Origin of the sequence: Pseudomonas sp. Irchel 3H3, assembly GCF_900187635.1 — a bacterium.
GTDB lineage: Bacteria > Pseudomonadota > Gammaproteobacteria > Pseudomonadales > Pseudomonadaceae > Aquipseudomonas.
Window position 1 is genome coordinate 61,896 of the sequence record NZ_FYEC01000012.1, and the last position, 24,424, is coordinate 86,319.

Here is a 24,424-nt window from a genome sequence, read left to right on the forward strand (position 1 = left end):
TCTTTGCTTTGCGGGCCGCACATTGCTGTGCCACCAGGCCGCGCCACTTAAGGTCACACAGATGGACATGCAATCCCGAATTCGCCAGCTTTTTCAGGCCAGTATCGATACCAAGCAACAGGCGATGGACGTACTTGCACCGCACATCGAGCAAGCCAGCCAAGTGATGGTCAACGCCCTGCTCAACGAAGGCAAAATGCTCTCGTGTGGCAACGGCGGTTCGGCCGGTGACGCACAGCACTTTTCCTCCGAGCTGCTCAACCGCTTCGAGCGCGAACGCCCCAGCCTGCCGGCCATCGCCCTGACTACTGACAGCTCGACGATCACCTCGATCGCCAACGACTACAGCTACAACGAAATCTTCTCCAAGCAGATCCGCGCCCTGGGCCAGCCCGGAGACGTCCTGCTGGCGATTTCCACCAGCGGCAACTCGGCCAACATAATTCAAGCGATCCAGGCCGCACATGATCGCGAAATGATTGTCGTAGCATTGACCGGTCGCGATGGCGGCGGCATGGCGTCGCTGCTATTGCCGGAAGACGTGGAGATTCGCGTACCGGCCAACGTCACCGCACGCATTCAGGAAGTCCACCTGCTGGCGATCCATTGCCTCTGCGACTTGATCGACAGCCAATTGTTCGGGAGTGAAGAATGACCCCTAATCGCCTAGGCCTACTGGCCCTGACGCTGTGCCTCGGCATCAGCGGATGCACCTCGGTGGTGAACGCCAGCCGTGAAAGCCCCATCCAGGATGACCGTGGCACTCGCACCTTCGGCAGCAAGATCGACGACTCGTTGATCGAAACCAAGGTTGGCGTGAACGTGGCCAAGGCCAACCCGGATCTGGACACCCAATCACACATCGTCGTCACCAGCTTCAACGGCGTGGTGCTGCTGGCCGGGCAAACGCCCCGCGCCGACCTCAAGGCCCAGGCCGAGCAGGCCGCTGCCGCTGTGCAGCGGGTCAAGACGGTGCACAACGAACTGCAGGTCATGCAACCCTCGTCACTGTTGGCACGCAACAACGACGCCTGGCTGACCACCAAGATCAAGACCCAGATGCTCACCGACGCCAGCATTCCCGGCTCGCGCATCAAGGTCGTGACTGAAAACGGCATCGTCTACCTGCTGGGCTTGCTGACCAAGCAGGAAGCGGCCCAGGCCACCAACCTGGTGCAGGGCGTTTCCGGGGTGCAGAAGATCGTGAAACTGTTTGAGTACATTGACTGACACGCTCTCCTGCAGGAGCACGGCTCCTGCAAGTAATAAAAAAGGCGATCCGAATGGATCGCCTTTTTTATTACTTCACCACCTTCAAGCTTGGCCGTCCGCTAGGGCGCGGCGGCTCGTTGTCGGGTGGCGGCAGATCATCTTCGGGCTCGAACTCGTCCTCGCCCTCTACCGGCGACTCCAAGTCAAACACCATACCCTGGCCATTCTCCCGAGCGTAAATACCCAGGATTGCAGCTATAGGCACGTACAGGGTGTGCGGCACACCACCGAAGCGACCTTCAAAGCTCACTGCATCGTTATCCATGTGCAGATGACGCACGGCAGCGGGCGAAACGTTCAGGACAATCTGTCCGTCACTGGCAAATCCTTGTGGCACCTGCACCGAAGGAAACTCGGAGTTGACCAGCATGTGCGGGGTGCAATCGTTATCGACAATCCACTCATAGAGCGCACGGACGAGATAAGGACGACTGGAGTTCATAGCGGCTCCTTAAGCCTTAGCGCATATCGCGTTCGACACCAGACAGGCTCGCCTGGAATGCCTCACGCGCAAACTGGCGCTCCATATAATCAAGCAGCGGCTTGGCCGGCCGCGGCAGTTCAATACCCAGGATCGGCAAACGCCAGAGTATCGGTAGTAGGCAGCAATCCACCAGACTTTGTTCCTCACTGAGGAAAAACGGCTTGTCGGCGAACAACGGCGAGACACCCGTGAGGCTCTCTCGCAGCTCCTTGCGCGCCTGCACGCGTGCTGGCTCCTTGGTCCGTGAGTCCAAAATCAGATCCACCAGGCCACACCAGTCACGCTGGATGCGATGGATCAGCAGGCGGCTATTGGCCCGCGCCACCGGATAAACCGGCAGCAAAGGTGGATGGGGATAACGCTCATCCAGGTATTCCATCACCACGGTCGACTCCCACAACGCCAGGTCACGATCGACCAGGGTGGGCAAGCTGCCGTAAGGGTTCACTTCGATCAGCTTTGGCGGCTGACGGCCCGCCTCCACACTGATGATCTCGGCGCTGACACCCTTCTCTGCCAGTACGATTCGCACTCGGTGGGAATAGTGGTCGGCGGGGTCGGAGTAACAGGCCAACCGGTTGGTCACGCCCATGGCGGTCCTCCTCGCTTGTTGAAATTATTGAAAGCGGAAAAACGAGCGCGCCCAGAGGGCGTCTCCCGTAACGCCTGGATGACCAGATTCGTTACGTTTACAGAGACGCCCTTGGGCGCGCGCGATTAACAGCAAATGCTTGAAGCTAGATCAATGCACATCTTTCCAGTATTCGCGCTTGAGCAAGTAAGCGAATACGAAGAAGAACGCCAGGTACAACAGTACGTAGGTACCAATGCGCTGATGCTCCAGCTTAACCGGGTTAGCCGAGTAAGCGAGGAAGGTTACCAGATTCTTGACCTTCTCATCGAACTGCTCTTCGGTCAGGGCACCGGACTTCGGCACGATGGTCAACTGATCGCACGCTTCATGAGTCAGCGGCGTACCGGTCAGCGGATCATATTGCTTCTTGCCGTCCTCGACGATCTGCACCTGTTTGCAGCCTACGACCTGGCGACCTTGCAGGCCGACCAGCACGTTGGGCATGCCGACGTTCGGGAACACCTTGTTGTTCACGCCCCAAGGACGCGACGGATCTTCGTAGAACGACTTCAGGTAGCCGTAGAGCCAGTCAGTGCCACGCACCCGAGCTACCAGGGTCAGGTCAGGCGGCGCAGCGCCGAACCAGGCCTTGGCGTCTGCCGGCTGCATGCCAATGTTCATGTGGTCGCCGATCTTGGCGCCGGTGAACACCAGGTTCTTGAGCATCAGATCGTGAGGAATCCCCAGATCGTCGGCAACGCGCTCATAGCGCTGGAACTTGGCACTGTGGCAGCCCATGCAGTAGTTGGCGAAGGTACGTGCGCCATCTTGCATTGCCGCTTTATCGGAGACGTCGATGTCGACCTTTTCCAGCTCAGGACCGCCCGCGGTGGATGCGAACGAGAACACAGGCAAAGCAGCAAGAATCAGTACAGCAAATAGCTTTTTCATCAGCCAGTCACCCTTTCCGGAACCGGTTTTGTCTTCTCGAGCCGGGTGTAGAACGGCATCAGAATGAAGTAGGCGAAGTACAGGAAGGTACATACCTGCGACAACAGCGTACGACCTGGCGTTGGCGCCAGAACACCCAACACACCCAGGATCACGAACGAAATGCAGAACACCCAGAGCCAGATCTTGCTCATCCAGCCCTTGTAGCGCATGGATTTGACCGGGCTACGGTCAAGCCATGGCAGGACGAACAGCACGGCGATCGCGGCGCCCATGGCGATAACGCCCAGGAGCTTGTCGGGAACGGCACGCAAGATCGCGTAGAACGGGGTGAAGTACCAGACCGGAGCGATGTGCTCTGGGGTCTTGAAGGCGTTCGCCACTTCGAAGTTCGGCTTCTCGAGGAAGTAACCGCCCATTTCCGGGAAGAAGAACACGATCGAGCAGAAGATGAACAGGAACACCACCACGCCGACGATATCTTTCACGGTGTAGTACGGGTGGAAGGCAATGCCGTCCAGCGGTACGCCGTTTTCGTCTTTGTATTTCTTGATGTCGACGCCGTCCGGGTTGTTCGAACCGACTTCGTGCAGCGCCAGGACGTGCAGCACTACCAGGCCAAGAATGACGATCGGCAAGGCCACCACGTGCAAGGCGAAGAAGCGGTTCAGGGTGATCCCGGAAATCAGGTAGTCACCACGGATCCACTGGGTCAGGTCGTCGCCGATGACCGGAATCGCACCAAACAGCGAGATGATCACCTGGGCACCCCAGTAGGACATCTGGCCCCACGGCAGCAGGTAACCCATGAAGGCTTCCGCCATCAGGGCCAGGTAGATCAGCATGCCGAACACCCACACCAGCTCACGCGGCTTCTGGTACGAACCGTAGAGCAAGCCACGGAACATGTGCAGATAGACCACGACGAAGAACGCCGAAGCGCCGGTGGAGTGCAGCAGACGCAGGATCGAGCCGTACTCGACGTCGCGCATGATGTATTCGACGGAGGCAAACGCCTCTTCCGCCGACGGGGTGTAGCTCATGGTCAGCCAGACACCGGTAACGATCTGGTTAACCAGAACCAGCAGTGCCAGGGAGCCAAAGAAGTAGAAGAAGTTGAAGTTCTTCGGAGCGTAATACTTGCTGAGATGGTCTTCCCACATCTTGGTCGCAGGAAAGCGCGCATCAACCCAATCCATGAACTTGCTCATCACGCGTTCTCCGTATCGACGCCGACGACAATGATGTCGTCCGACTCATAGGAATGCGGGGGAACTGGCAGGTTCAAAGGCGCAGGCTGCGATTTGAAGACACGGCCAGCCAGGTCGTAGTGGGAGCCATGGCAAGGGCAGAAGTAGCCGCCCACCCATTTTGGACCGAGGTCGGCCGGCGCCACTTCTGGACGGAAGGTCGGTGAACAGCCCAGGTGCGTGCAGATACCGATCAGCAGCAGCACTTCCGGCTTGATCGAACGCGTCTTGGGATCCACATAGGTCGGCTGTACCGAGGCCTTGGAGTCCGGATCGGAGAGATCCCCCTCGATCTTCGTCAGGTTCCCCAGAATCTCCTGGGTGCGGCGGACGATGAATACCGGCTGACCGCGCCATTCGGCAATCATTTGCTGACCTGGCTCGATTTTGCTGACATTCACTTTCACCGGTGCACCTGCGGCTTTCGCCTTGGCACTGGGAAACCACGACCCCACGAACGGGACCGCAGCCCCCACCGCTCCTGCAGCACCCACCACGGATGTGGCTGCTACCAAGAAGCGACGCCGGCCTGTATTCACGCCGTCATTGCTCATCCAGTCCTCTCCCATCAGCTTTGTGGCCTGTTAAATCAGGCATCTACTAAGTAAAAATCTGAACTTATAAAAATTTTGCAGAATGGTAATGAAAAGCCCCAATTCTGACAAGGTAATTACCACCCATGGGTACCGCCAAGCCTTGTAGTATAGGGCTTCTGCGGATGTGGCAAGTTGTCACACCAAAAATCATCGCCCATAAAAAACGCCCAGCTCCGCGAGGAGACTGGGCGCTTTGAACGCGAAAGCGAATTAACGCTTCGAGTACTGCGGACGCTTACGCGCTTTACGCAGACCAACTTTCTTACGTTCAACTTCACGCGCGTCACGGGTTACGAAGCCAGCTTTACGCAGTGCACCGCGCAGAGTTTCGTCGTAATCCATCAGAGCGCGAGTGATGCCGTGGCGGATTGCGCCAGCTTGACCACTTACACCACCACCGATCACGGTGACGTAGATGTCGAACTTCTCGACAGTCTCAGTCAATTCCAGCGGCTGACGAACTACCATGCGGGCAGTTTCGCGACCGAAGAAATTTTCCAGCGAACGGTTGTTGATGGAGATGTTACCAGTGCCCGGACGCAGGAAAACGCGTGCGGTTGCGGTCTTGCGACGGCCAGTGCCGTAATTTTGAGTCGCCGACATAATGAACTATTCCGTTAAAACTTCAGTTCTTGGGGCTGCTGAGCAGTATGAGGGTGAACAGCGCCCGCATAGACTTTCAGCTTACGATACATGTCGCGACCCAGTGGGTTCTTAGGCAGCATGCCTTTAACCGCGGTCTCGATCACGCGCTCAGGGGCTTTAGCGATCAGCTTTTCGAAGTTGATCGACTTGATGCCGCCCGGGAAACCGGAGTGGGAGTAGTAGATTTTGTCGGTGGTTTTAGCACCGGTTACACGAATCTGCTCGGCATTGATAACGACGATGTAGTCGCCGGTGTCAACGTGAGGAGTGTACTCAGCTTTATGCTTGCCACGCAGACGGCTCGCGATTTCGGTGGCCAGACGACCCAGGGTCTGACCTGCAGCGTCGACGACAAACCAGTCGCGCTGTACTGTTTCCGGTTTAGCAGTAAAAGTTTTCATTCTTTATAGCCTCAGGGGCCGCCCTGTAAATTAGACGGCGGATCTTACTGAATAGTGCGTACTTTGACAAGTCAAAGGCAGCCGGGTACAGACGCTATCGGGGGCTCGGGTCGGCGCGTCCGTTCAACGGCAAGATTCTTCGGCGGCGGCGCATCACTTCCACTGCAGAAAGAGGTGCGCAATTATGCAGATTGCGAAAAATTTTTCAACCTGCTTTTATGATTGTTTTGCCAAGGGAGCACCCGATGGACTATCGCCAGCTAGGCCGCACCGACCTGAATGTCAGTGCCATCTGCCTCGGAACCATGACCTGGGGCGAGCAAAACAGCGAGGCAGAGGCCTTCGCGCAGATCGAGCGAGCCAAGAGCGCCGGGATCAACTTCATCGACACCGCCGAGATGTACCCGGTCCCACCCCAGGCGCAAACCTACGCCAGCACCGAACGCTACATCGGCAACTACTTCAAGAGCCGTGGCGACCGAGCCGACTGGATCCTGGCCAGCAAGATCGCTGGCCCCGGCAACACCATCGACTATATTCGCGACGGTCACCTCAAGCACAACCGCGAACACATCGTCCAGGCCCTGGACGCCAGCCTCAAGCGTCTGCAAACCGATTGGATCGACCTCTACCAGTTGCATTGGCCAGAGCGCAGCACCAACTTTTTTGGCCAACTGGGCTACAAGCACAAGAGCGAAGTCAACCTGACGCCGCTTGAGGATACCCTCCAAGCCCTGGATGAACAGGTCAAGGCCGGCAAGATCCGTCACATCGGCCTATCCAACGAAACCCCATGGGGCACCATGCGTTTTCTCGCCCTGGCCGAAGCCCGTGGCTGGCCGCGTGCGGTGACCATCCAGAACCCCTACAACCTGCTCAACCGCAGCTTTGAAGTGGGCCTGGCGGAAATCGCCATCCGCGAACAATGCGGCCTGCTCGCCTACTCGCCGCTGGCGTTCGGTTTCCTGTCAGGCAAATACGAAGGTGGCGCGCGCCCGGCAAAAGGCCGCCTGAGCCTCTACAGTCGCTTCAGTCGCTATTTCAACCCGCAATCGGAAGCTGCCTGCAGCCGTTATGTCGCGCTGGCCCGTGAATACGGCCTGGACCCGGCACAAATGGCCCTGGCCTTCGTCACCCAGCAACCGTTCGTCACCAGCAACATCATCGGGGCGACCACGATCGAACAACTGGACAGCAACATTGCCAGCTTCGACCTGAAGCTGTCGGATGAAGTGCTGGCGGGGATCGAGGCGATCCACCAGGATCACCCGAACCCGGCGCCATAACCCCCACTTGTAGGAGCGAGCTTGCTCGCGAAAAGCCTGAGCACACCCTGGGTGCCAGGCTTTCAACGCTATCGTTGACGACCATCGCGAGCGAGCTGTTCCTACAATGATCTGGCAATGATCTCCTTCATGATCTCGTTGGTCCCCGCATAAATCCGCTGCACCCGCGCATCGGCCCAGGCCCGGGCGATCGGGTATTCCCACATGAAGCCGTAGCCGCCATGCAACTGCACGCATTCGTCGAGCACCTTGCATTGCAGGTCAGTGCCCCAGTACTTGGCCATCGCCGCCGTCGGCACGTCTAGCTTGCCTTGCAGGTGCAGTTCCAGGCAGCGATCGACAAACACCCGGCCAATCTGGATCTCAGTGGCCATTTCCGCCAGCTTGAAGCGGGTGTTCTGGAAGTCCGCAATCGACTTGCCGAACGCCTTGCGCTCGCGGGTGTAATCCAGGGTCCATTGCAGGGCGGCCTCCGCCGACGCCAGGCCGCCTACGGCCACCGTCAGGCGCTCCTGTGGCAACTCCTGCATCAGATAGGCGAAGCCCATCCCGGCCTGCCCCAGCAGGTTCTCCTTGGGCACCCGGACGTCCTGGAAGAACAGCTCGGAGGTGTCCTGGGCCTTCATGCCGACCTTTTCCAGGCGCTTGCCCTTGGCAAAGCCCGGGGTGTCGGCTTCCACCAGGAACAGGCTGGTGCCCTTGGCCCCCGCCTTGGGATCGGTCTTGGCGACCACAATCACCAGGTCCGCCAGGTAGCCGTTGGTGATAAAGGTCTTCGAGCCGTTGATCACATATTCGTCGCCATCCAGCACCGCGGTGGTCTTCACCCCTTGCAGGTCGGACCCCGCGCCCGGCTCGGTCATGGCAATGGCCGTGACCATCTCGCCCGAAACCAGCTTGGGCAGGTATTTGTGTTTCAAGGCCTCACTGCCGTAATGCAGGATATACGGCGCAACGATGTCCGAATGCAGGGAGAAGCCGATGCCGGTCAAGCCCAGCCGCCCGACTTCCTCGATCACCACCGTGCTGTAGAGAAAGTCCGCCCCCAGGCCGCCGTACTCCTCCGGCAGATGGGAGCAGAGCATCCCCGCCTCCCCCGCCTTGTTCCACAGCTTGCGGTCGATGTAGCCCTGTTTTTCCCATTGAGCATGAAACGGCACGGCTTCCTTTTCGAGGAAGGTGCGCACGCTATCGCGAAACAATTCGTGCTCGGAGCTGAACAAGGTTCTAGGGATCATCGGGGCACCTGTCGTTATTGTTGAACGAAAATGTATGCCAGAGACTAATCCCACCACCTGTAACGGGACACTGGACACATCCGCCAAAAAATAAGACGATCCAGCCGCTTGGTGACCACTTTCCCCTATAAGAATAAATTGAATTATGTCTATCCAATCTTCTGCGCCGTTGCGGCGCGTCAGCATCCTGGCGATCGACCGGGTGTTTGCCTACACCCTCATGCAGGCCAAGGATTTTTTCCACCTGGCCAGCCTGCGGTACGGCAAGCAACAGGGCCAGGGCCTGACCCCCGGCTTTGAAACCCGTGTAGTCAGCCCCGACGGCAAGCCCGTCAACAGCTTCAGCGATGTGCTGATGCCGGTGGACGGCGGCCTGGAAAATGCCGATATCATCATCCTCCCGGCGTTCTGGGACGACTTCGACACGTTGTGCCAGCGTTATCCACAGGTGTTGCCGTGGCTGCGTGAGCAGCATGCACGGGGCGCAGTGCTCTGCGGCGAAGCCACCGGGGTGTTCTGGCTGGCCGAGGCTGGCTTGCTCGATGGCAAGGAAGCGACCACCTACTGGCGCTTTTTCAACACTTTCGAAGAGCGTTTCCCCAAGGTCCAGCTCAACAAGGACAAGCACCTAACGGACGCCGACAACCTGTTTTGTGCCGGCGGCACCACCTCGGCCTGCGACCTCTACATTTACCTGATCGAGCGCTTCTGCGGGGCCAATGTGGCCCAGGCCGTGGCCCGCGACATCCTGTATGAGGTGCAACGCAGCTATTCCCCCGGCCGCATCGGCTTCGGCGGACAGAAGCTGCACCAGGACGTAATCATCCTGCAGATCCAGCACTGGCTCGAAGAGCATTTTGCCGACAAGTTCCGCTTCGAAGACGTCGCCCGCGAGCACGGCATGAGCATCCGCAACTTCATGCGTCGCTTCCAGACCGCCACCGGCGACAAGCCGCTGCACTACCTGCAACGCCTGCGCATCGAAACCGCCAAGGGCTTGCTGTCCGGCAGCCGCAAGAGCATCAAGACCATCAGCTACGAAGTCGGCTACGACGATGCGAGCTTCTTCGCCCGACTGTTCCGCCAGCACACCGAATTGTCGCCCAACCAGTACCGGCAGCAGTTTCAGCAGGCGGCGTAGCCGAACACCAACCGAATGTGGAAGCGAGCCTGCTCGCTTCCACACAGAATCTTGCGCCGGCCACGCAGTTCTTTCGCTGTGCATTTTCCTACGCAAAAAGCGGAATACATAGCGCCGGAGAACCCAACCCTACCCACAGACGCAACCCCTTAAAAACTTCAACATCTTCCCTGCAGACCATCAGGGAAGATCAAACATGACTATCGGATCAAGCTACAACTACCCTTCATACATCGCCAAGGAGACCGACCGAACAAAGCGCTCGGCTAAAAATAAATGGGCGGCTCGCTTTCCCAATCCGCCGGATTTGTGCTTTGACTATCGTGCACTGGTAGAGCAGGAAAACGGCATCGCCAGGGCAACTGACCCGCAACATAAAATCTGCATCATCGGCGCCGGCGTCACAGGCCTGACCGCCGCCAGAGAGCTCTATCGCTGCGGCTTTACCCATATCACTCTCATCGAGCAATCCAGGCGCATCGGCGGCAGGCATCTGACCGTTCCCGGCAGCCGAAACTCGACAGCAAGCCATACACCGTTTGAAATGGGCGGATGAGCCACCGACAGAAGGTCGGTCGCTGATGGCTTACTACGCCAATCAATTTGAATTGGCGTTTTCAGACTTCGCCAACCCCGGCAGCCAATGGGTTAACTCGACAGGCATCTATCTCCGGGAGGGCAGCATGGGCGGCGGATCGGCGCCGCAAATGTTGATATGGAAAAACGAAGACGGCGTCACACCGCCTCCCGGCGATGAGTTGCAAAAGGTTTATTCCAAATGGAAAGCCTTTGCCGATCGCATGACCCGCCACGTTGCTGAGCTCTACGCGAGCCAGGAATGGGAAGCCATATGGGCTTCTATCGTTGAAAAATACGAGAGTGTCTCGTTCCGCGACCTGGTCAGCATGCCAGCACTGGAAGCTTGGGATGCCCGCTCACCCGGGGATTTCGGCGGAATGGGAATGTCTGCGCAAGAGTCCGCAATTTTTTACGCAATAGGTATAGGTGACGGTAGCTGGGGAGCTTTTTATGACGTCTGCTGCCTCTACCCTCTGCGTACTGCGATTTTCGGTTTCAGCAGCCAATTGCAACTGATCCATGGTCGTGTGGACTCAAACGGCGATCCACTGGATTCGCCCTACCTGAATAGCGAAGCCGTTTTTGACTCAATGGGGCAGAGTTTTGACAAGCCCCGCTACATCGGTCTCGCCGCTTTGGACGAATGCCTGCTGTTTGTGAAAACCGATGAAACCGGAAAGTCCATCTACGAACATTGCCTCGAAAGAAGCAATGGGCTTCTCACCGACTCATCCGTTACAAAACTGGAAAAGCTGACCAATCAAAAAATACGCGTCCATTACAACTGGAAACACAATCAACCCGAGCAAATCCAGGAGCAATTTGATGACTTTGACTCGGTCATCATGACACTACCCTCCTGGCTGATTGAAACTCGAATCAAGCTCGAAAATTTCACCCGGGAGATGCTGCCTTTCGAGACGATTAACGCCTACAAAACCGCACACTGGGAAACTAGCTGCAAAGTGTTTGCACCGCTGAAAAAATCATTTCTCTCGAAAAACAAAAACATCCCGCAAGCCATCGTAACCGACAGTTTCATCCACGATGTCTATACCTACCGCTACAACGACAATTACAGCTATGACTGCATCCTGCTGAGTTATACCTGGGAAGATGACGCAACCAAACTCGCCTCATTCAGCGATAAGGAGCTGGTATCAAGATGCGCCGAAGAGCTGGATCGCATACTCATGAACTCTGCCAACGTCCAGGAAAAAATCTCTCCCTACATCGGCATTGAGCAAGCCGTGGTTCAGCGCTGGATCACTGATAAAAATGCTCTGGGCTGTGCCAAGCTTTACCGACCGGGCACCTACTACGATGCCGTCAGCCTGATGAAGTACAACCGGGACTTTGCTCATGTTTCAGGCTTGTATTTGTCCGGCGAGTCATTTTCCGTCGATGCCGGTTGGACGGAGCCATGTTTTCGCGGTGCTGTCGATGCAGTGATTCATATCTGCAACAAAACCGCCGCGACGTTCAATGGCGGATTTTCCTTGAGCGACTACCCGCACTACCAAATCAAAATCTGATCCCCCCGTTTCAGAGCCATGCACGCAATACATGGCTCTACCTCTCGCGCCGACTACCCAGGGCCATCAAACATCACTCTGATCCATTTTCGGACAAGGACTACGACCTAAACGGAAGTAGCTGACTTACACCCCATTCCTGATTCCTCTCTCATACACACGCCATTTAACAGCTTGAAAAACAATAAAAAGAGGAACGACGAAAATGAATGAGCCAACAAGCCCTGTTCGTGTAGCAGTCGTGCAATTCGATCCACAAGTCGGCATCGAAAAATGTGTAGGTAATCTGCGTCGCAGCCTGGAATTGGCGCTTGAAGCGGTAAACCGAGGTGCGAATCTCATCGTTCTGCCCGAACTTTCCAATACCGGCTATTTCTTCAGCAATCGACAGGATGCCTTCGCCCATGCCGAAGCGGTTCCTGACGGGCCAAGCGTGCAGAGCTGGATCGACTTCGCCCGCGAGCACAACGTTTACCTCGTGGCCGGTCTCGCCGAACGCGACGGCATGCGACTCTTCAACACCGGCGTTCTGGTGGGACCAGATGGTTTTATCGGCAAATACCGCAAAGCCCATTTGTGGAATCTGGAGAAGCTCTGGTTCACCCCCGGCGACCTGGGTTTCCCGGTTTTCGACACACCGATCGGCCGCATCGGGCTATTGATCTGCTGGGACATCTGGTTCCCGGAGGTGCCACGGATCCTCGCCCAACAAGGCGCAGACATCATTTGCAGCCTGAACAACTGGGTCTGGACACCGCCGCCGCTGTTCGACGATGCCGGTAAGTGCATGGCGTCTTATCTGACGATGACCGCCGCTCACGTCAACAACGTGTTTATCGCTGCCGCCAGCCGGATCGGCGAGGAGCGCGGCGCACGCTATCTGGGTTGCTCGCTGATTGCCGGAACCAACGGCTGGCCGATTGGCGCCGTGGCTTCGGCAGACAGGCAGGAAATCCTGTTTGCCGATGTCGACCTGACCAGCTCCCGCAGTGCGCCCATCTGGAACAACCTGAACGATCTGCATCGCGATCGTCGGGCCGATCTTTACGATCAGATGCTCGGCTACACCCAACACCCTTGCCTCCCACGTTGATCAGGAGGCCTATCGCATGGAAGTTACAACCGACAAAAACCAACCATCGCGCAAATCACCGATTGATACAGCCGTCGCCCTGCTAATGATCGGCGCGACACTGCTGATCGTCTGGCTTTCTTTCAGCAACCGGACTTTCTGGGGAGCGCATTGGCCCGGGTACGGCGACATGGTATCGCTGCTACCCGAACCGAGTGCCTGGTTGCGTTGGGTGTTAGGTGACATCAGCGAGGTGGCTTTCTACAAGCACGAGTTCGCCTCGATCGGCCTGCTGGCGGGCGCTTATCTGGCTTACTGGGCGAATCGAACGGGGAAATCCTGGCAAGGGTTTGCCATCTCCTATGGAACGGGACTTTGGCCCTGGCTGGTCACCAGTTCGTTGCTCGGGCTGCTGCTGAGCAATCTGCTGTGGGGCTGGACGGTGACAGCCACAACCTGGCAACCCACATTCGTAGCATTCGTCTCGCTGCCAGCGGCGATGGTGCTGATGTTTGGCGGAGGCTGGAAGGTCACGATCAACGGCGCACTCATGGGCGCCGTACTCGTCACACCGATGTGCCTACTGATCGTCAACTACGTGTGCCAACCCCTGGCCTTGCCTGCAGTGATTGGCAATGTGCTGGGCATGGCGGTTGCCAGCGTCCTGGCGTTTCTGCTCTGCCGCTATTGGCCGAACCTGGTGAAATCCAGGTCGTCGCAAACGCCACCCGCCTCCATAGCCCCCGCCAAGGCGCCCGACTATGGCGTTATCTGGAGCCTGCGCCGGATTCTGGCGGACTTTTCCGAAGCACCGTTCTTCGGCAATGAGCTGGCCAGCCTTGGCCTGATACTGGGTGCACTGCTGGCGTACAGCTTGAACCCTTCAAGCCCCGCGTACGGATCAGGCCTGTTGCTGCACATCATTGGCGCGCAGGCATTAGCCTCGGCCATCGGCGTGCTGATCTGGCGTCGACAATGGATGTTGCGCGGCTGGTATCCCACTTACATCCCGCTGGTTTCAGTGGTGCCCGCGGCGATCCTGGCCTATGGCGGCAGCTGGCAGATAATCGTCTCAAGTGCACTGCTGGGGGCATTGCTCGCACCACCGCTGGCCTGTGTGATTGCCAGGAAATTACCGGCCGACATGCATGCCTACATCGCCAATGTACTGTCGATGGCCATCAGTACACTGCTGATCGTGCCGCTGATCGGTTTTCTGATCGCTGATTAATGCCCCAGCCATTCGGCTGTATCGCGGCCTCAATAGCGGATACAGCCACTTTCCATTACAAACAAGCGAGGTATCCCATGGACCTGCCCAAACTGTCCATCGCGGCACTTGGCGGCACGGTAAGCATGCAAGCGAGCAATGCCGGTGAAGGCGTCATCCCGACCGTCAGCGGCGAAGCCCTGCTGACTTCCATACCGGAACTGACGACACTGGCCGGAGTCACCGTCGAGACCCTCGGCCTGCTGCCCAGTGCGTCCCTGGATTTCGAGTTTTTGCTGAACGTATTGTCCTGGGCTGAGTTTCAGGTCAAACAGGGCGCCGTTGGGGTCGTGATAACCCAGGGCACCGACACACTCGAAGAAGCCGCGGTGTTTTTGGATTACCTGTGGCCTTACGACACCCCCTTGGTGCTGACCGGTGCCATGCGTTCCGCAGCGCAGCCAGGTGCCGATGGACCGGCCAATCTACTGGATGCATGTCGCGTTGCCTTGGCGCAGAACAGCCGGCAGCGCGGTGTCCAGGTCGTAATGAACGGACAGATTCATCAAGCGTGCAGCGTACGCAAAACCGATTCGCTGGCATTGCAGGCGTTTTCCTCTCCAGTCGTGGGGCCCGCGGGCCTACTGGTGGAAGACCGTGTTCGCTACCTGCGCCCGCCGGGGCCGCGCACGGTGTTACCGATGCCGCAACGGACCACACAGAAAGTTGCACTACTTGAGGCCTCACTTTCGGCCGACACCCTGCTACTGGAAAATATTCTCGCACTCGATTACGACGGGCTGGTGATCGGCGGTTTCGGCGCTGGCCACATCTCGCAGCGCTGGGCGACAACGATTGAGCATATTGCCAAACGAATCCCGGTGATCATTGCGACCCGAACCGGCTCCGGCTCCACCGCACGTGCCTCTTACGGTTTTGGCGGTGGTGAAATGGACTTGATCCGCAAGGGGGCATCGATGGCGGGTTTTCTATGTCCGCGAAAAGCCAGAATTCTGCTTTGGTTGCTGCTTGGTTGCCAACGGCAGCACGAGCTTGCGCAGTATCTCAACGAAGATATTTGACTTCAAAACAATGTACAAACCTGTGGGCGGAGGATTTGCGCTGACAAAAAAGGGCCTGCAATCGCAGGCCCTTTTTTATATTCCGAAACACCTTACGGCTTATGCGCCCGCGACAGGAACTCGTGGGATTGCATCTCCAGCAGGCGACTCAAGGTGCGCTGGAACTCGAAGTTCAAGCGACCGCCGGTGTACAAGTCTTTGAGCTCGACTTCGGCAGAAATGATCAGTTTCACGTTACGGTCGTAGAACTCGTCGACCATGTTGATGAAACGTCGGGCGATGTCGTCGGTGGTAACGCTCATCTGCTCCACGCCACTGAGCAGCACGGCATGGAAGATCTTGCCCAGTTCGATGTAGTCGTTCTGGCTGCGTGGGCCGTCGCACAGTTCGCGGAAGTCGAACCAGGCCACGTCGTCACACGTACGCAGGGCACGAATCTCGCGGTTCTCGATCATCAGCACGTCGTTTTCCACCGCGGCCGTGCATTCCGGTGTCAGCGCGCGGAAGCTTTTGCGCAGGCTCTCGTGGGACGCTTCGTCGAGCGGGAAGTGGAACAGCTCTGCTTGCTCAAGGTGACGCAGACGGTAATCGACGCCGCTGTCGACGTTGACGATGTCGGTGTTCTGCTTGATCAGCGCAATCGCCGGCAGGAACCGCGCACGTTGCAGACCGTCCTTGTACAGGCCGTCCGGCACAATGTTGGAAGTCGCGACCAGGGTCACGCCGTTCTTGAACAACTCTTCCATCAAGGTGCCGAGGATCATCGCGTCGGTGATATCGGAAACGAAGAACTCATCGAAGCAGATGACCCGCGCCTCGTTGGAAAAACGCTTGGCGATGATGGTCAGCGGGTTCTTCTCGCCACCGAGGGTCTTCATCTCTTCGTGCACGCGCTTCATGAAGCGGTGGAAGTGGGTCCGGGTCTTTTCCTTGAACGGCAGTGCTTCATAGAAGGTGTCGACCAGGTAAGTCTTGCCGCGACCTACGCCGCCCCAGAAGTACAGGCCCTTGACCGGCGCCTGGTCTTTCTTGCCGAACAGCTTGCCGAGCAGGCCCGGCTTGTTCTGCGAGGCTGCAACCAGGTCGTCGTACAGGCGCTGCAAATGACGCACGGCAGTTTCCTGGGCGGCGTCATGGAAGAACTCCGGACGTTTGAGATCAGCTTGATATCGTTCTAGGGGCGTCATAATTCGTTAGCAAGGCAACAAAAACGGGCCGTCACTGTAGCGACGGCCCGAAAGAATGGCAATCGGCCCTTGGTCGGGCCGCGCCGCTGATTATTCCTGGACTGGCATCAGAGCGACCCGCAGGGCGTCGATGGCCAGGTCCCGCGCTGCACTGTCGGCAAAGGCCGGGCTGTCGCCGACGCACGCGCCTTCGAGCCAGACGCTGAAACCCAGGTCGTCGCTGCGCACATCCAGCGCCTGGCCGGATTGCAGCTGCTTGGTCACCTGCCCTGCGGCTTTGCCATCGGCAAAGTTGCGCGACAGCAACAGTTGCTCGCCATCGGCCGCCAGCAGACGGAAGCGGAAACTGCCGTCGTCTTCACGGAAGCTGACAAAACGCGCGGCCTTGGCGGCTTTTTTCTTGGTGCTGGCAGCGACTTGCGTCTGATTGACGAAAGAACGCAGGCCGACCGCCTCACGCAGTTCGTTGAGGAACGGGGTGGCCACGGCGCGGGCTTTTTTCGCACCGACCTGCAGGATGTCTTCCAGGTCCGATGGGCGCGCAATCAGTTGGTGATAACGCTCGCGGGACTCGCCCAGTTCGCTGTCGAGCAGCTGGAACAGACGATTTTTCGCTTCCCCCCAACCCAGGCCCTGCAACAGTTCGCTGCGGAACTCAGCGGCTTGGGCCGCAGTGGCGAACGCTTGGAACAGGGTGAACAGGTGCGAGTTGTCCGGGTCCTTGGCTTCGCCTGGGGCGCGGGAGTCGGTGACGATGCGCGAGATCGCATCCTTCATGTCCTTGGCGCTGGTGAACAACGGAATGGTGTTGTCGTAGCTTTTCGACATCTTGCGCCCATCCAGGCCGGGCAAGGTGGCGACGCTTTCTTCGATCAGCGCCTCGGGCATGGTGAAAAACTCCTTGCCCTGGCCGAACAGGTGGTTGAAGCGCTGGCCGATGTCGCGGGCCATTTCCACGTGCTGGATCTGGTCGCGGCCGACCGGCACCTTGTGCGCGTTGAACATCAGGATGTCCGCGGCCATCAGCACCGGGTAGCTGTACAGGCCCATGGTGATGCCGGCGTCCGGGTCTTCGCCGGTCTCCAGGTTCTTGTCCACCGACGCCTTGTAGGCGTGCGCACGGTTGAGCAGGCCCTTGGCCGCGACGCAGGTCAGCAGCCAGGTCAGCTCAGGAATCTCCGGGATATCGGACTGACGGTAGAAGGTTACCCGGTCCACATCCAGGCCACCGGCCAGCCAGGTCGCGGCGATTTCCAGGCGCGAGCGCTGGATACGCAGCGGGTCGTCGCACTTGATCAAGGCGTGGTAGTCGGCCAGGAAATAGAACGAATCGGCATTGCTGTCGCGGCTGGCGACGATCGCCGGGCGGATCGCCCCGGCGTAGTTGCCCAGGTGCGGGGTGCCGGTGGTGGTGATGCCGGTGAGGATGCGCGTACGAGTAGTCATGGGTAATCGCTTATCAGACTGCTATCAATTCGAAAGGCGCGGCAGCAGCAGATCCTTGAGATCGGTCAGCTTGCCGTGAAAAAAGTGTCCGCATTCTGCCACTTTCAGCAGCTCATGGGGGCGATCAAGGGCCGCGGACCAATCGTAAACCAGCTGCGGGTCGATCACTTCGTCGGTTTCCGGCTGGATCAGGGTCAGGGCGCCGTGCTGCGGCAACGGGTCCTGATCCCCCAGGCGCATCACCGCCGGTGCCACCATGAACAGCCGGGCCAGGGGTTCGCCCTTGGCCTCCAGGCGCCCACCGAGGCTGGCCGCGACAAAACCGCCGAAGGAAAAACCGAGCAAGGTCAGGGGCAAGTCAGGGTGCCGGGCCCGTAGCCATTGGGCAGCCGCCTGGGCATCATCGACTTCACCAGTGCCCATGTCATGGCTGCCGGCACTGGCACCCACGCCACGGTAGTTGAATCGCAAAGTAATAAAGCCGGCATCGCGCGCGGTGCGCTGCAGGGTCGAAACCACTTTATTGAGCATGGTGCCGCCCTGCACCGGATTGGGATGGCAGATCAGCGCCAGGCCACGTGGTTCGGGGGAATCCAGGTACAAGGCTTCCAATTGACCCACCGGGCCAGCAATCTCTACAGGGGTTTCACGCATAAGCAAGGAAGGAACTCCGTGACCTCTCGAAGGGTCGACTCGTCTAGCTAAAAGTCTGCGCCTGGCATGATTGCGATCTCGTCGCGGTATACAGCGCAGGTCCGAGCCGTTAACGTAAAGCAAAGCCGTTTATAGAGGAAGGACTCGTGGAACACTCGCTCTTAGTTTGGTTGTTGCCGACTCTTGCCCTGGTTGCCGGTGTCGCTATTGGATTCCTGGTTGCGCGTCTGCTGCCCAATGCCGTGCCTAACAGCACGCAGCGTCAGCTGGATGACATTCAGGAACGTTTTGACAGCTATCAGAATGAAGTGGTCACCCACTTCAACAGCACCGCAACGCTGGTGAAAAAACTCACCCAGAGCTACCAGGAAGTACAAGACCACCTCGCCGAGGGTGCCAACCGGCTGGCCCTGGACGAGCAGACTCGCCAACGCCTGCTGGCCGCGCTGCACGCCGATGCCGCCCAGGCCCCACGGGAACGCCTGACGCCACCGCGCGACCAGGAACCACCTCGCGACTACGCGCCAAAAACGCCCAACGCACCGGGCATGCTCGATGAGCATTACGGCCTGAAGAAGTAATACGCTTTCAGGCGATCGCCAAAAGCCCCCGGACGAGTGATTGCCCGGGGGCTTTTTTGTGCCTGTGGGTCTTGCCCACGAGAGGCCGTCAATGGCCATAAAAAAGCCCGCCCGGTCACCAGGACCGGGCGGGCTTGTCTGACACCTGGGGTTCAGTCAGATGTTCATGGGTACTGCTGCACTTGCCCTTGCTGCTGGCCGCCATACTGCTGGCCAGGAATTGCCTTGAGGTTGACCTCGACACGGCGGTTCTGCGCCCGACCGTTGACGTCGCCGTTGCTGGCAACCGGGTTGTCCGGGCCTGCGCCACGTGCCGACAGGTTGGCACCGCTGACGCCCTGGGACGTCAGGTAGGTCGCCACGCTTTGCGCACGACGCTGGGACAGGTCCATGTTGTGCTGGCGGCTGCCGGTGCTGTCGGTGTAGCCAACGATTTCGATCTGGTTCTGGTTGAACTCTTTCAGCGAGCCGGCCAGGTTGTTGAGCGGCTGGTAGAAACTTGGAGCGATGTTCGCCGAATCGGTGGCGAAGGTGATGTTGCCCGGCATGATCAGCTTGATCTGATCGCCCTGGCGCTGCACTTCAACCCCGGTGTTGGCCATGCTGGCGCGCAGTTTCTTTTCCTGCTGGTCGGCGTAGTAGCCATAACCGGCGGCGGAAGCACCGACCACGGCGGCGCCGATCAGCGCCCCCTTGCCACGGTTGTTGTGGTCGATGGCAGCACCCGCCAAGGCGCCAGCCAGGGCTCCCAAGCCACCGTACTTGGCGGTTTTGCTCATGCCCGTGGAGCCACCGTCGGCCTGACCCTGGTTGTCATAAGGGTTAGGGGACGCACAGCCCGACAACAAGGCCACGGCAGTTGCGACAATAATCAAACGACGCGAGGTGAACATGGAGAGCTCCTACTTTTACATTCTGTGGTGCAGCGGACGTTAGCAATGGACCCCTGCGGGCGTTGGAACACGGCAACCGACAAAAATTCCGTGGCGACCTGTAACACCGGCAGTCCTAGGCGCGGACAAACGGATTTTCACGCATCTCGTCGCCCAGGCGGGTATCGGGACCATGCCCGGTGACCACCGTCGCCTCTTCATCGAGGGTGTACAGGCGTTGCTTGATCGAGCGCACGATAGTCGCCTGGTCACCGCCCCACAAATCCGTGCGCCCTACCCCACGCCGAAACAAGGTGTCGCCGGCTATCAGCAGCTTAGCCTCTGCAAACCAGAAACTCATGGAGCCCGGTGTGTGACCTGGTGTGTGCAACGCGACACCACAGCCGCACGCCAGCTCTTCATCATCATCCAGCCAGCGATCCGGAGACGGCACCGGGGTATAGGGCACGCGAAACATCTGGCATTGCATCTCCAGGTTGTCCCAGAGGAACTGATCCTCCTTGTGCAGATGCAGGGTAGCACCGGTTTTTTCCTTCAACTGGCCCGAAGCCAGGAAATGATCCAGGTGCGCATGGGTATGAATGATGCTCACCACCTTCAGGCCCAGGGCCTCGAGGCGCGCCAGGATCAATTCATGATTGCCACCCGGATCGACGACGATGGCCTTTTTGGTGATCGGGTCGCCAATGATCGTGCAGTTGCACTGCAACGGGCCGACGGGGAAGGTTTCGCGGATCAGCGCGGGTTTGGCAGCGTCCATGGATGTTCCTGGAAAAAATGGATCGGCTATTCTGGCACAGCCCGCGACAATCGCCGATGGCAGGCCGGTAACAAAACGCCCCCGGCCCTGGCATTCGCCAATGCCTGAACTGCCGCCCCAACACGGACACACCCATGACGTTCAACTGGCACAGCGAACTACTGACAACCGCAACCCCGCTCGACAAACACTACAAAAACACCCAGAACGTCCGTCGCTTCATGCACGAGCACTGCGGCGCAGACTTCCGCTTCGACCGCGACTTCATGGCCTGGATCCGCAGCGGAACGCCTGCAACCCTGGGCGATGTGGTCGATGAGTGGCGGCGTCGACACCCGTAGCCGAAGGGCCGCGTATCTAATCCCCTCTCAAAACGCCAACTGCAACGTCTCCTTCCCCTCCAGCCCCAACAGGTACTGCTTGGCCTCCAGGCCGCCGGCAAACCCGGTCAGGCTGCCTGATGCGCCAATCACCCGGTGGCAGGGGGTGACGATCGAGATCGGGTTCTTGCCGTTGGCGGCGCCCACCGCGCGGACGGCCTTGGGGTTGCCGATCTGTTGGGCGATCTGGCTGTAGCTGCGGGTTTCGCCGAAGGGGATGGTCAGCAGGGCCTGCCAGACCTTTTGCTGGAACTCGGTGCCGACAAAGTCCAGTTGCAGGTCAAAGTGCTCGCGCTCACCGGCGAAGTACTGCTGCAGCTGGCGTTCGGTTTCCTGCAGCAGCGGGCTGTGGATATCTTCCTGCAGCGGGCCGATGCGCACGCGGTTGAGGCGTTCGTTTTCCCAGAGGATCGCGCAGAGTTTGTCGCCGCTGGCGATCAGGGTCAGGGTGCCGACCGGTGACGGCATCCGTTTGAATACGTATGACATGGGTGACTCCTGGATCCGACTGTTCAGGTGCGGTCGTTGAGTTGTCAGAGAACGTATTCAGGGTAATCCAGGGTTCAAACGCAAGAACTACGTTTCTTGCGTTTGAATTTTCCTGGCGGACAGGAGGCCCGCGACAAGACCGAGGTGAACTGTAGGAGCAAGGCTCGCCCGCGACAAGACCTTCAGAAAGGGTTAGAGCCGGCCATACTCCTGCGCCGTGCGATCCAGTGCCCGCAGTGTCTTGGCGACCAGTTCGTCGACTTCTTCGCGGCTGGCGATCAACGCCGGGGCCATGATCATGCGCCCCAGGGTGGAGCGGATGATCACTCCCTCTTCAAAGCCCAGGGTTCGGCAGCGCCAGGCGATGTCATTCTCGTTGACAAACCGTTTACGACTGCCCCGATCCTCGGCCAGCTGTAAGGCCGCGACCATGCCCACGCCCTGGATATCGCCCACCAGCGGGTGCTGGCCGAACACCTCGCGCAGGCACTGTTGCAGGTAAGGCCCGATGTCCTCCTTGACCCGAGTGACCACTCCTTCATCGCGCAGTGCCTTGAGATTGGCGATCGCCACCGCGGCGGCCACTGGGTGCCCGGAATAGGTCAGGCCGTGGGCGAATACCCCGCCCTGCTCCACCAGCACCTGAGCCATTTTCTTCGACAGGATCAGCCCGCCCATGGGGATGTAACCCGAGGTCAGGCCCTTGGCGATCGACAGGGTATCGGGCTCGAATCCGAAGTGCTCATGGGCGAACCATTCACCAGTGCGACCGAAGCCACCGATCACTTCGTCGGCACACAACAACACGTCGTACTGGCGGCAGATGCGCTGGATTTCCGGCCAGTAGCTCTCTGGCGGGAAGATCATCCCGCCCGCGCCCTGGAAGGGTTCGGCGATGAATCCGGCAACCTTGTCGGCCCCCAGTTCGAGGATCTTGGCCTCCAGTTGTTGCGCCGCCCGCAGGCCAAATTCGGCCGGGGTCAGGTTGCCTTCATGGGCAAAAAAGTACGGCTCGTCGATGTGCGCGATGTCCGGCAGCATGCCACCCATCTCGTGCATGAACTTCATGCCGCCGAGCGCCGTGGCCGCCAGGGTCGAACCGTGATAACCGTTCCAGCGGCCGATCATCACCTTCTTCTCGGGCTTACCGAGCACTTGCCAGTAACGGCGCACGGTGCGGATCAGCACTTCGTTGGCTTCGGAACCGGAGTTGGTGTAGATCGCGTGGCTGTAATGCCCCGGCAACAGGCTGAACAGCAGCTCCGACAGCTCGATGACCTGCGGGTGGGTAGTGTGGAAAAACATGTTGTAGTACGGCAACTGCTCGAGTTGCCGGGTCGCCGCGGCGGCCAGGTCCTTGCGCCCATAGCCCAGATTGGTGCACCACAGCCCCGACATGCCATCCAGGTAACGCCGCCCGTCGTTGTCCCACAGGTGCAGGCGCTCGCCTCGCACCATCACGCGCGGCCCTTCGTCGTTGAGGGCTTTCTGATCGACGAACGCGTGGATGTGATGTGCAGCGTCGGCGGCCTGGTAGTCGCGGGTTTCACGTGGGGTGGTCATCGCCAGTTCTCCGTTGTGGTGATCGATAGTGGCCCAGGTACCCGCAGGGCAAAAATAGTAAAAATGTGTTCGCAGGCGATGAAAAAACTAGGCAGCGATTTCCCCCATGCGCGCGTCATGTGGTTATTGTTCAGGCATGACCCAATCGTCGCCCACGCGGACCTGGGCGGTGCGCAAATTGCTTGGGATCAGCGGTCGAGACCGACACCTGCCCCATCACCCCGAGGTTTGCCGTGGCTGCCTACAATCTGCGTCAACTGAAGTACTTCATCACTACCGTGGAATGCGGCAGCGTCGCCGAGGCCTCGCGCAAGCTGTACATCGCCCAGCCGTCGATCTCCACGGCCATCAAGGGCCTGGAAGACAGCTTCGGGGTGCAGTTGCTGATCCGCCATCACGCCCAGGGCGTCTCCCTCACCCCCAGCGGCGCACGCTTCTATCGCAAGGCCCAGGAGCTGCTGCGCATGGCCAAGGAGTTCGAGCAGAACGCCCTGGCCGACAACGATGTGGTGTCCGGGCAGATCGACATCGGCTGCTTCGAGACGGTGGCACCGTTGTACCTGCCGCAACTGATGGCCGGGTTTTCGGCGCTGTACCCGGGGGTGGAGATCCGTATTCGCGATGGCGAACAGCAGGAGCTGGTGCAGGGGTTGACGTCGGGCGCCTTTGACCTGGCGATCCTCTATGAGCACGACCTGGATGGCACCATCCAGACCGAACCCTTGATGCCGGCGCAACGCCCTTATGCCCTGCTGCCGGCCGATCACCGCTTCGCCCAGCAGGCCCAGGTGTCACTGCGCGACCTGTGCCTGGAGCCGATGATTCTGCTGGATGTGCAGCCGAGCCGGACCTACTTCGTCAGCCTGTTCGATGAGCTGGGGCTGACCCCACGAATCGCCTTCAGCTCACCCTCGATCGAGATGGTGCGTGGCATGGTCGGCCAAGGTTTCGGTTTTTCGATCCTGGTCACCCGGCCACATTCGCAATGCACCTACGATGGACAAAAAGTGGTGTGCGTGGACATCGTCGAAGACGTCACCGGTTCCGGGTTGGTGGCCGCCTGGCTCAAGCGCGGGCAATTGACCAAGCCGGCGCAGTTGTTTGCCGATTACTGCCGGGAGCAGTTGACGGCCAAGGCCCTGGGATCGGCCTGAT

General features: G+C 59.0%; 25 protein-coding genes and 1 pseudogene. 11 read left to right on the forward strand and 15 right to left on the reverse strand.

What is annotated here, in order from left to right; translation table 11 throughout:
• The first annotated feature begins 61 nt into the window (after positions 1-61).
• Both CKW24_RS14920 and CKW24_RS14925 read left to right on the forward strand, forming a co-directional pair.
• Entirely contained in the window at positions 62-655 is a 594-nt protein-coding gene (locus tag CKW24_RS14920; RefSeq protein WP_007904374.1) for a phosphoheptose isomerase, read from the forward strand.
• Positions 652-1,230, forward strand: coding sequence for a BON domain-containing protein (locus tag CKW24_RS14925; RefSeq protein ID WP_095168947.1), 579 nt, complete (start codon positions 652-654; stop codon positions 1,228-1,230). The genes CKW24_RS14920 and CKW24_RS14925 overlap by 4 nt, the downstream gene beginning before the upstream one ends.
• Positions 1,231-1,300: 70 nt before the next feature.
• Here the strand turns inward: CKW24_RS14925 and CKW24_RS14930 are convergent, their stop codons facing one another.
• The 7 genes from CKW24_RS14930 to rplM all read right to left on the reverse strand — a co-directional run bounded on the left by CKW24_RS14930 (position 1,301) and on the right by rplM (position 6,173).
• Entirely contained in the window at positions 1,301-1,714 is a 414-nt protein-coding gene (locus CKW24_RS14930; protein ID WP_095168948.1) for a ClpXP protease specificity-enhancing factor, read from the reverse strand.
• 16 nt (positions 1,715-1,730) lie between these two features.
• A complete protein-coding gene (locus tag CKW24_RS14935; RefSeq protein ID WP_095168949.1) occupies positions 1,731-2,348 on the reverse strand; it encodes a glutathione S-transferase N-terminal domain-containing protein in 618 nt (205 codons plus the stop codon).
• Positions 2,349-2,498: 150 nt separating this feature from the next.
• Positions 2,499-3,281: a cytochrome c1 gene (locus tag CKW24_RS14940; RefSeq protein ID WP_095168950.1), complete on the reverse strand. Its 783-nt coding sequence runs from the start codon at positions 3,279-3,281 to the stop codon at positions 2,499-2,501.
• Positions 3,281-4,492, reverse strand: a complete 1,212-nt coding sequence (locus tag CKW24_RS14945) for a cytochrome bc complex cytochrome b subunit (protein ID WP_095168951.1) — start codon at positions 4,490-4,492, stop codon at positions 3,281-3,283. The genes CKW24_RS14940 and CKW24_RS14945 overlap by 1 nt, the downstream gene beginning before the upstream one ends.
• Positions 4,492-5,085, reverse strand: a complete 594-nt coding sequence (gene petA, locus CKW24_RS14950) for a ubiquinol-cytochrome c reductase iron-sulfur subunit (protein WP_095168952.1) — start codon at positions 5,083-5,085, stop codon at positions 4,492-4,494. The genes CKW24_RS14945 and petA overlap by 1 nt, the downstream gene beginning before the upstream one ends.
• Positions 5,086-5,337: 252 nt before the next feature.
• Positions 5,338-5,730, reverse strand: a complete 393-nt coding sequence (gene rpsI, locus CKW24_RS14955; protein WP_008080273.1) for a 30S ribosomal protein S9 — start codon at positions 5,728-5,730, stop codon at positions 5,338-5,340.
• A gap of 14 nt (positions 5,731-5,744) precedes the next feature.
• Positions 5,745-6,173, reverse strand: coding sequence for a 50S ribosomal protein L13 (gene rplM / locus CKW24_RS14960; protein ID WP_007905295.1), 429 nt, complete (start codon positions 6,171-6,173; stop codon positions 5,745-5,747).
• Between the two features lie 245 nt (positions 6,174-6,418).
• Between rplM and CKW24_RS14965 the strand changes: the two genes are divergently transcribed.
• Entirely contained in the window at positions 6,419-7,459 is a 1,041-nt protein-coding gene (locus CKW24_RS14965; RefSeq protein WP_095168953.1) for an NADP(H)-dependent aldo-keto reductase, read from the forward strand.
• 101 nt (positions 7,460-7,560) lie between these two features.
• On the opposite strand, the gene CKW24_RS14970 is transcribed toward CKW24_RS14965, so the two are convergent.
• A complete protein-coding gene (locus CKW24_RS14970) occupies positions 7,561-8,697 on the reverse strand; it encodes an acyl-CoA dehydrogenase family protein (RefSeq protein ID WP_095168954.1) in 1,137 nt (378 codons plus the stop codon).
• A gap of 244 nt (positions 8,698-8,941) precedes the next feature.
• On the opposite strand from CKW24_RS14970, the gene CKW24_RS14975 reads away from it, so the two are divergent.
• The 5 genes and pseudogenes from CKW24_RS14975 to CKW24_RS14995 all read left to right on the forward strand — a co-directional run bounded on the left by CKW24_RS14975 (position 8,942) and on the right by CKW24_RS14995 (position 15,316).
• Positions 8,942-9,838 (forward strand): GlxA family transcriptional regulator, encoded by an 897-nt coding sequence (locus CKW24_RS14975; RefSeq protein ID WP_174244637.1) that lies wholly within the window; start codon positions 8,942-8,944, stop codon positions 9,836-9,838.
• A 196-nt stretch (positions 9,839-10,034) separates the two neighbouring features.
• Positions 10,035-11,952: pseudogene (locus CKW24_RS14980) on the forward strand (flavin monoamine oxidase family protein).
• A gap of 205 nt (positions 11,953-12,157) precedes the next feature.
• A complete protein-coding gene (locus CKW24_RS14985) occupies positions 12,158-13,045 on the forward strand; it encodes a nitrilase family protein (RefSeq protein ID WP_095168956.1) in 888 nt (295 codons plus the stop codon).
• Positions 13,046-13,061: 16 nt separating this feature from the next.
• The gene (locus CKW24_RS14990) at positions 13,062-14,255 is read left to right on the forward strand and encodes a hypothetical protein (RefSeq protein WP_095168957.1); all 1,194 of its coding nucleotides are present in this window, start codon (positions 13,062-13,064) and stop codon (positions 14,253-14,255) included.
• A gap of 77 nt (positions 14,256-14,332) precedes the next feature.
• Positions 14,333-15,316, forward strand: a complete 984-nt coding sequence (locus tag CKW24_RS14995; protein WP_095168958.1) for an asparaginase — start codon at positions 14,333-14,335, stop codon at positions 15,314-15,316.
• Between the two features lie 92 nt (positions 15,317-15,408).
• Here CKW24_RS14995 and zapE read toward each other — a convergent pair whose 3' ends face one another.
• From zapE to CKW24_RS15010, 3 genes are all read right to left on the reverse strand, one after another.
• Positions 15,409-16,503, reverse strand: a complete 1,095-nt coding sequence (zapE, locus tag CKW24_RS15000; RefSeq protein ID WP_095168959.1) for a cell division protein ZapE — start codon at positions 16,501-16,503, stop codon at positions 15,409-15,411.
• A gap of 90 nt (positions 16,504-16,593) precedes the next feature.
• Complete coding sequence (locus CKW24_RS15005; protein ID WP_095168960.1) at positions 16,594-17,949, reverse strand: tryptophan--tRNA ligase; 1,356 nt, start codon at positions 17,947-17,949, stop codon at positions 16,594-16,596.
• 24 nt (positions 17,950-17,973) lie between these two features.
• Entirely contained in the window at positions 17,974-18,603 is a 630-nt protein-coding gene (locus CKW24_RS15010) for an alpha/beta hydrolase (RefSeq protein WP_095168961.1), read from the reverse strand.
• Positions 18,604-18,749: 146 nt separating this feature from the next.
• On the opposite strand from CKW24_RS15010, the gene CKW24_RS15015 reads away from it, so the two are divergent.
• The gene (locus CKW24_RS15015) at positions 18,750-19,184 is read left to right on the forward strand and encodes a YhcB family protein (protein ID WP_095168962.1); all 435 of its coding nucleotides are present in this window, start codon (positions 18,750-18,752) and stop codon (positions 19,182-19,184) included.
• Positions 19,185-19,348: 164 nt separating this feature from the next.
• Here CKW24_RS15015 and CKW24_RS15020 read toward each other — a convergent pair whose 3' ends face one another.
• Both CKW24_RS15020 and CKW24_RS15025 read right to left on the reverse strand, forming a co-directional pair.
• Positions 19,349-20,077 (reverse strand): OmpA family protein, encoded by a 729-nt coding sequence (locus CKW24_RS15020; protein WP_095168963.1) that lies wholly within the window; start codon positions 20,075-20,077, stop codon positions 19,349-19,351.
• 115 nt (positions 20,078-20,192) lie between these two features.
• On the reverse strand, positions 20,193-20,837 hold the full coding sequence (locus CKW24_RS15025; protein ID WP_095168964.1) for an MBL fold metallo-hydrolase: 645 nt from the start codon (positions 20,835-20,837) through the stop codon (positions 20,193-20,195).
• Positions 20,838-20,971: 134 nt separating this feature from the next.
• Here CKW24_RS15025 and CKW24_RS15030 point away from each other — a divergent pair, with 134 nt between their 5' ends.
• A complete protein-coding gene (locus CKW24_RS15030) occupies positions 20,972-21,178 on the forward strand; it encodes a DUF6434 domain-containing protein (protein WP_095168965.1) in 207 nt (68 codons plus the stop codon).
• Between the two features lie 27 nt (positions 21,179-21,205).
• Here CKW24_RS15030 and CKW24_RS15035 read toward each other — a convergent pair whose 3' ends face one another.
• Positions 21,206-21,706 carry a methylated-DNA--[protein]-cysteine S-methyltransferase gene (locus tag CKW24_RS15035; protein WP_095168966.1) on the reverse strand — a complete coding sequence of 167 codons (501 nt, stop codon included), beginning with the start codon at positions 21,704-21,706 and terminating at the stop codon, positions 21,206-21,208.
• Between the two features lie 192 nt (positions 21,707-21,898).
• The gene (locus CKW24_RS15040; RefSeq protein WP_095168967.1) at positions 21,899-23,269 is read right to left on the reverse strand and encodes an aspartate aminotransferase family protein; all 1,371 of its coding nucleotides are present in this window, start codon (positions 23,267-23,269) and stop codon (positions 21,899-21,901) included.
• A 233-nt stretch (positions 23,270-23,502) separates the two neighbouring features.
• Here CKW24_RS15040 and CKW24_RS15045 point away from each other — a divergent pair, with 233 nt between their 5' ends.
• Positions 23,503-24,423: a LysR family transcriptional regulator gene (locus tag CKW24_RS15045; RefSeq protein WP_095168968.1), complete on the forward strand. Its 921-nt coding sequence runs from the start codon at positions 23,503-23,505 to the stop codon at positions 24,421-24,423.
• Position 24,424: the final 1 nt, after the last annotated feature.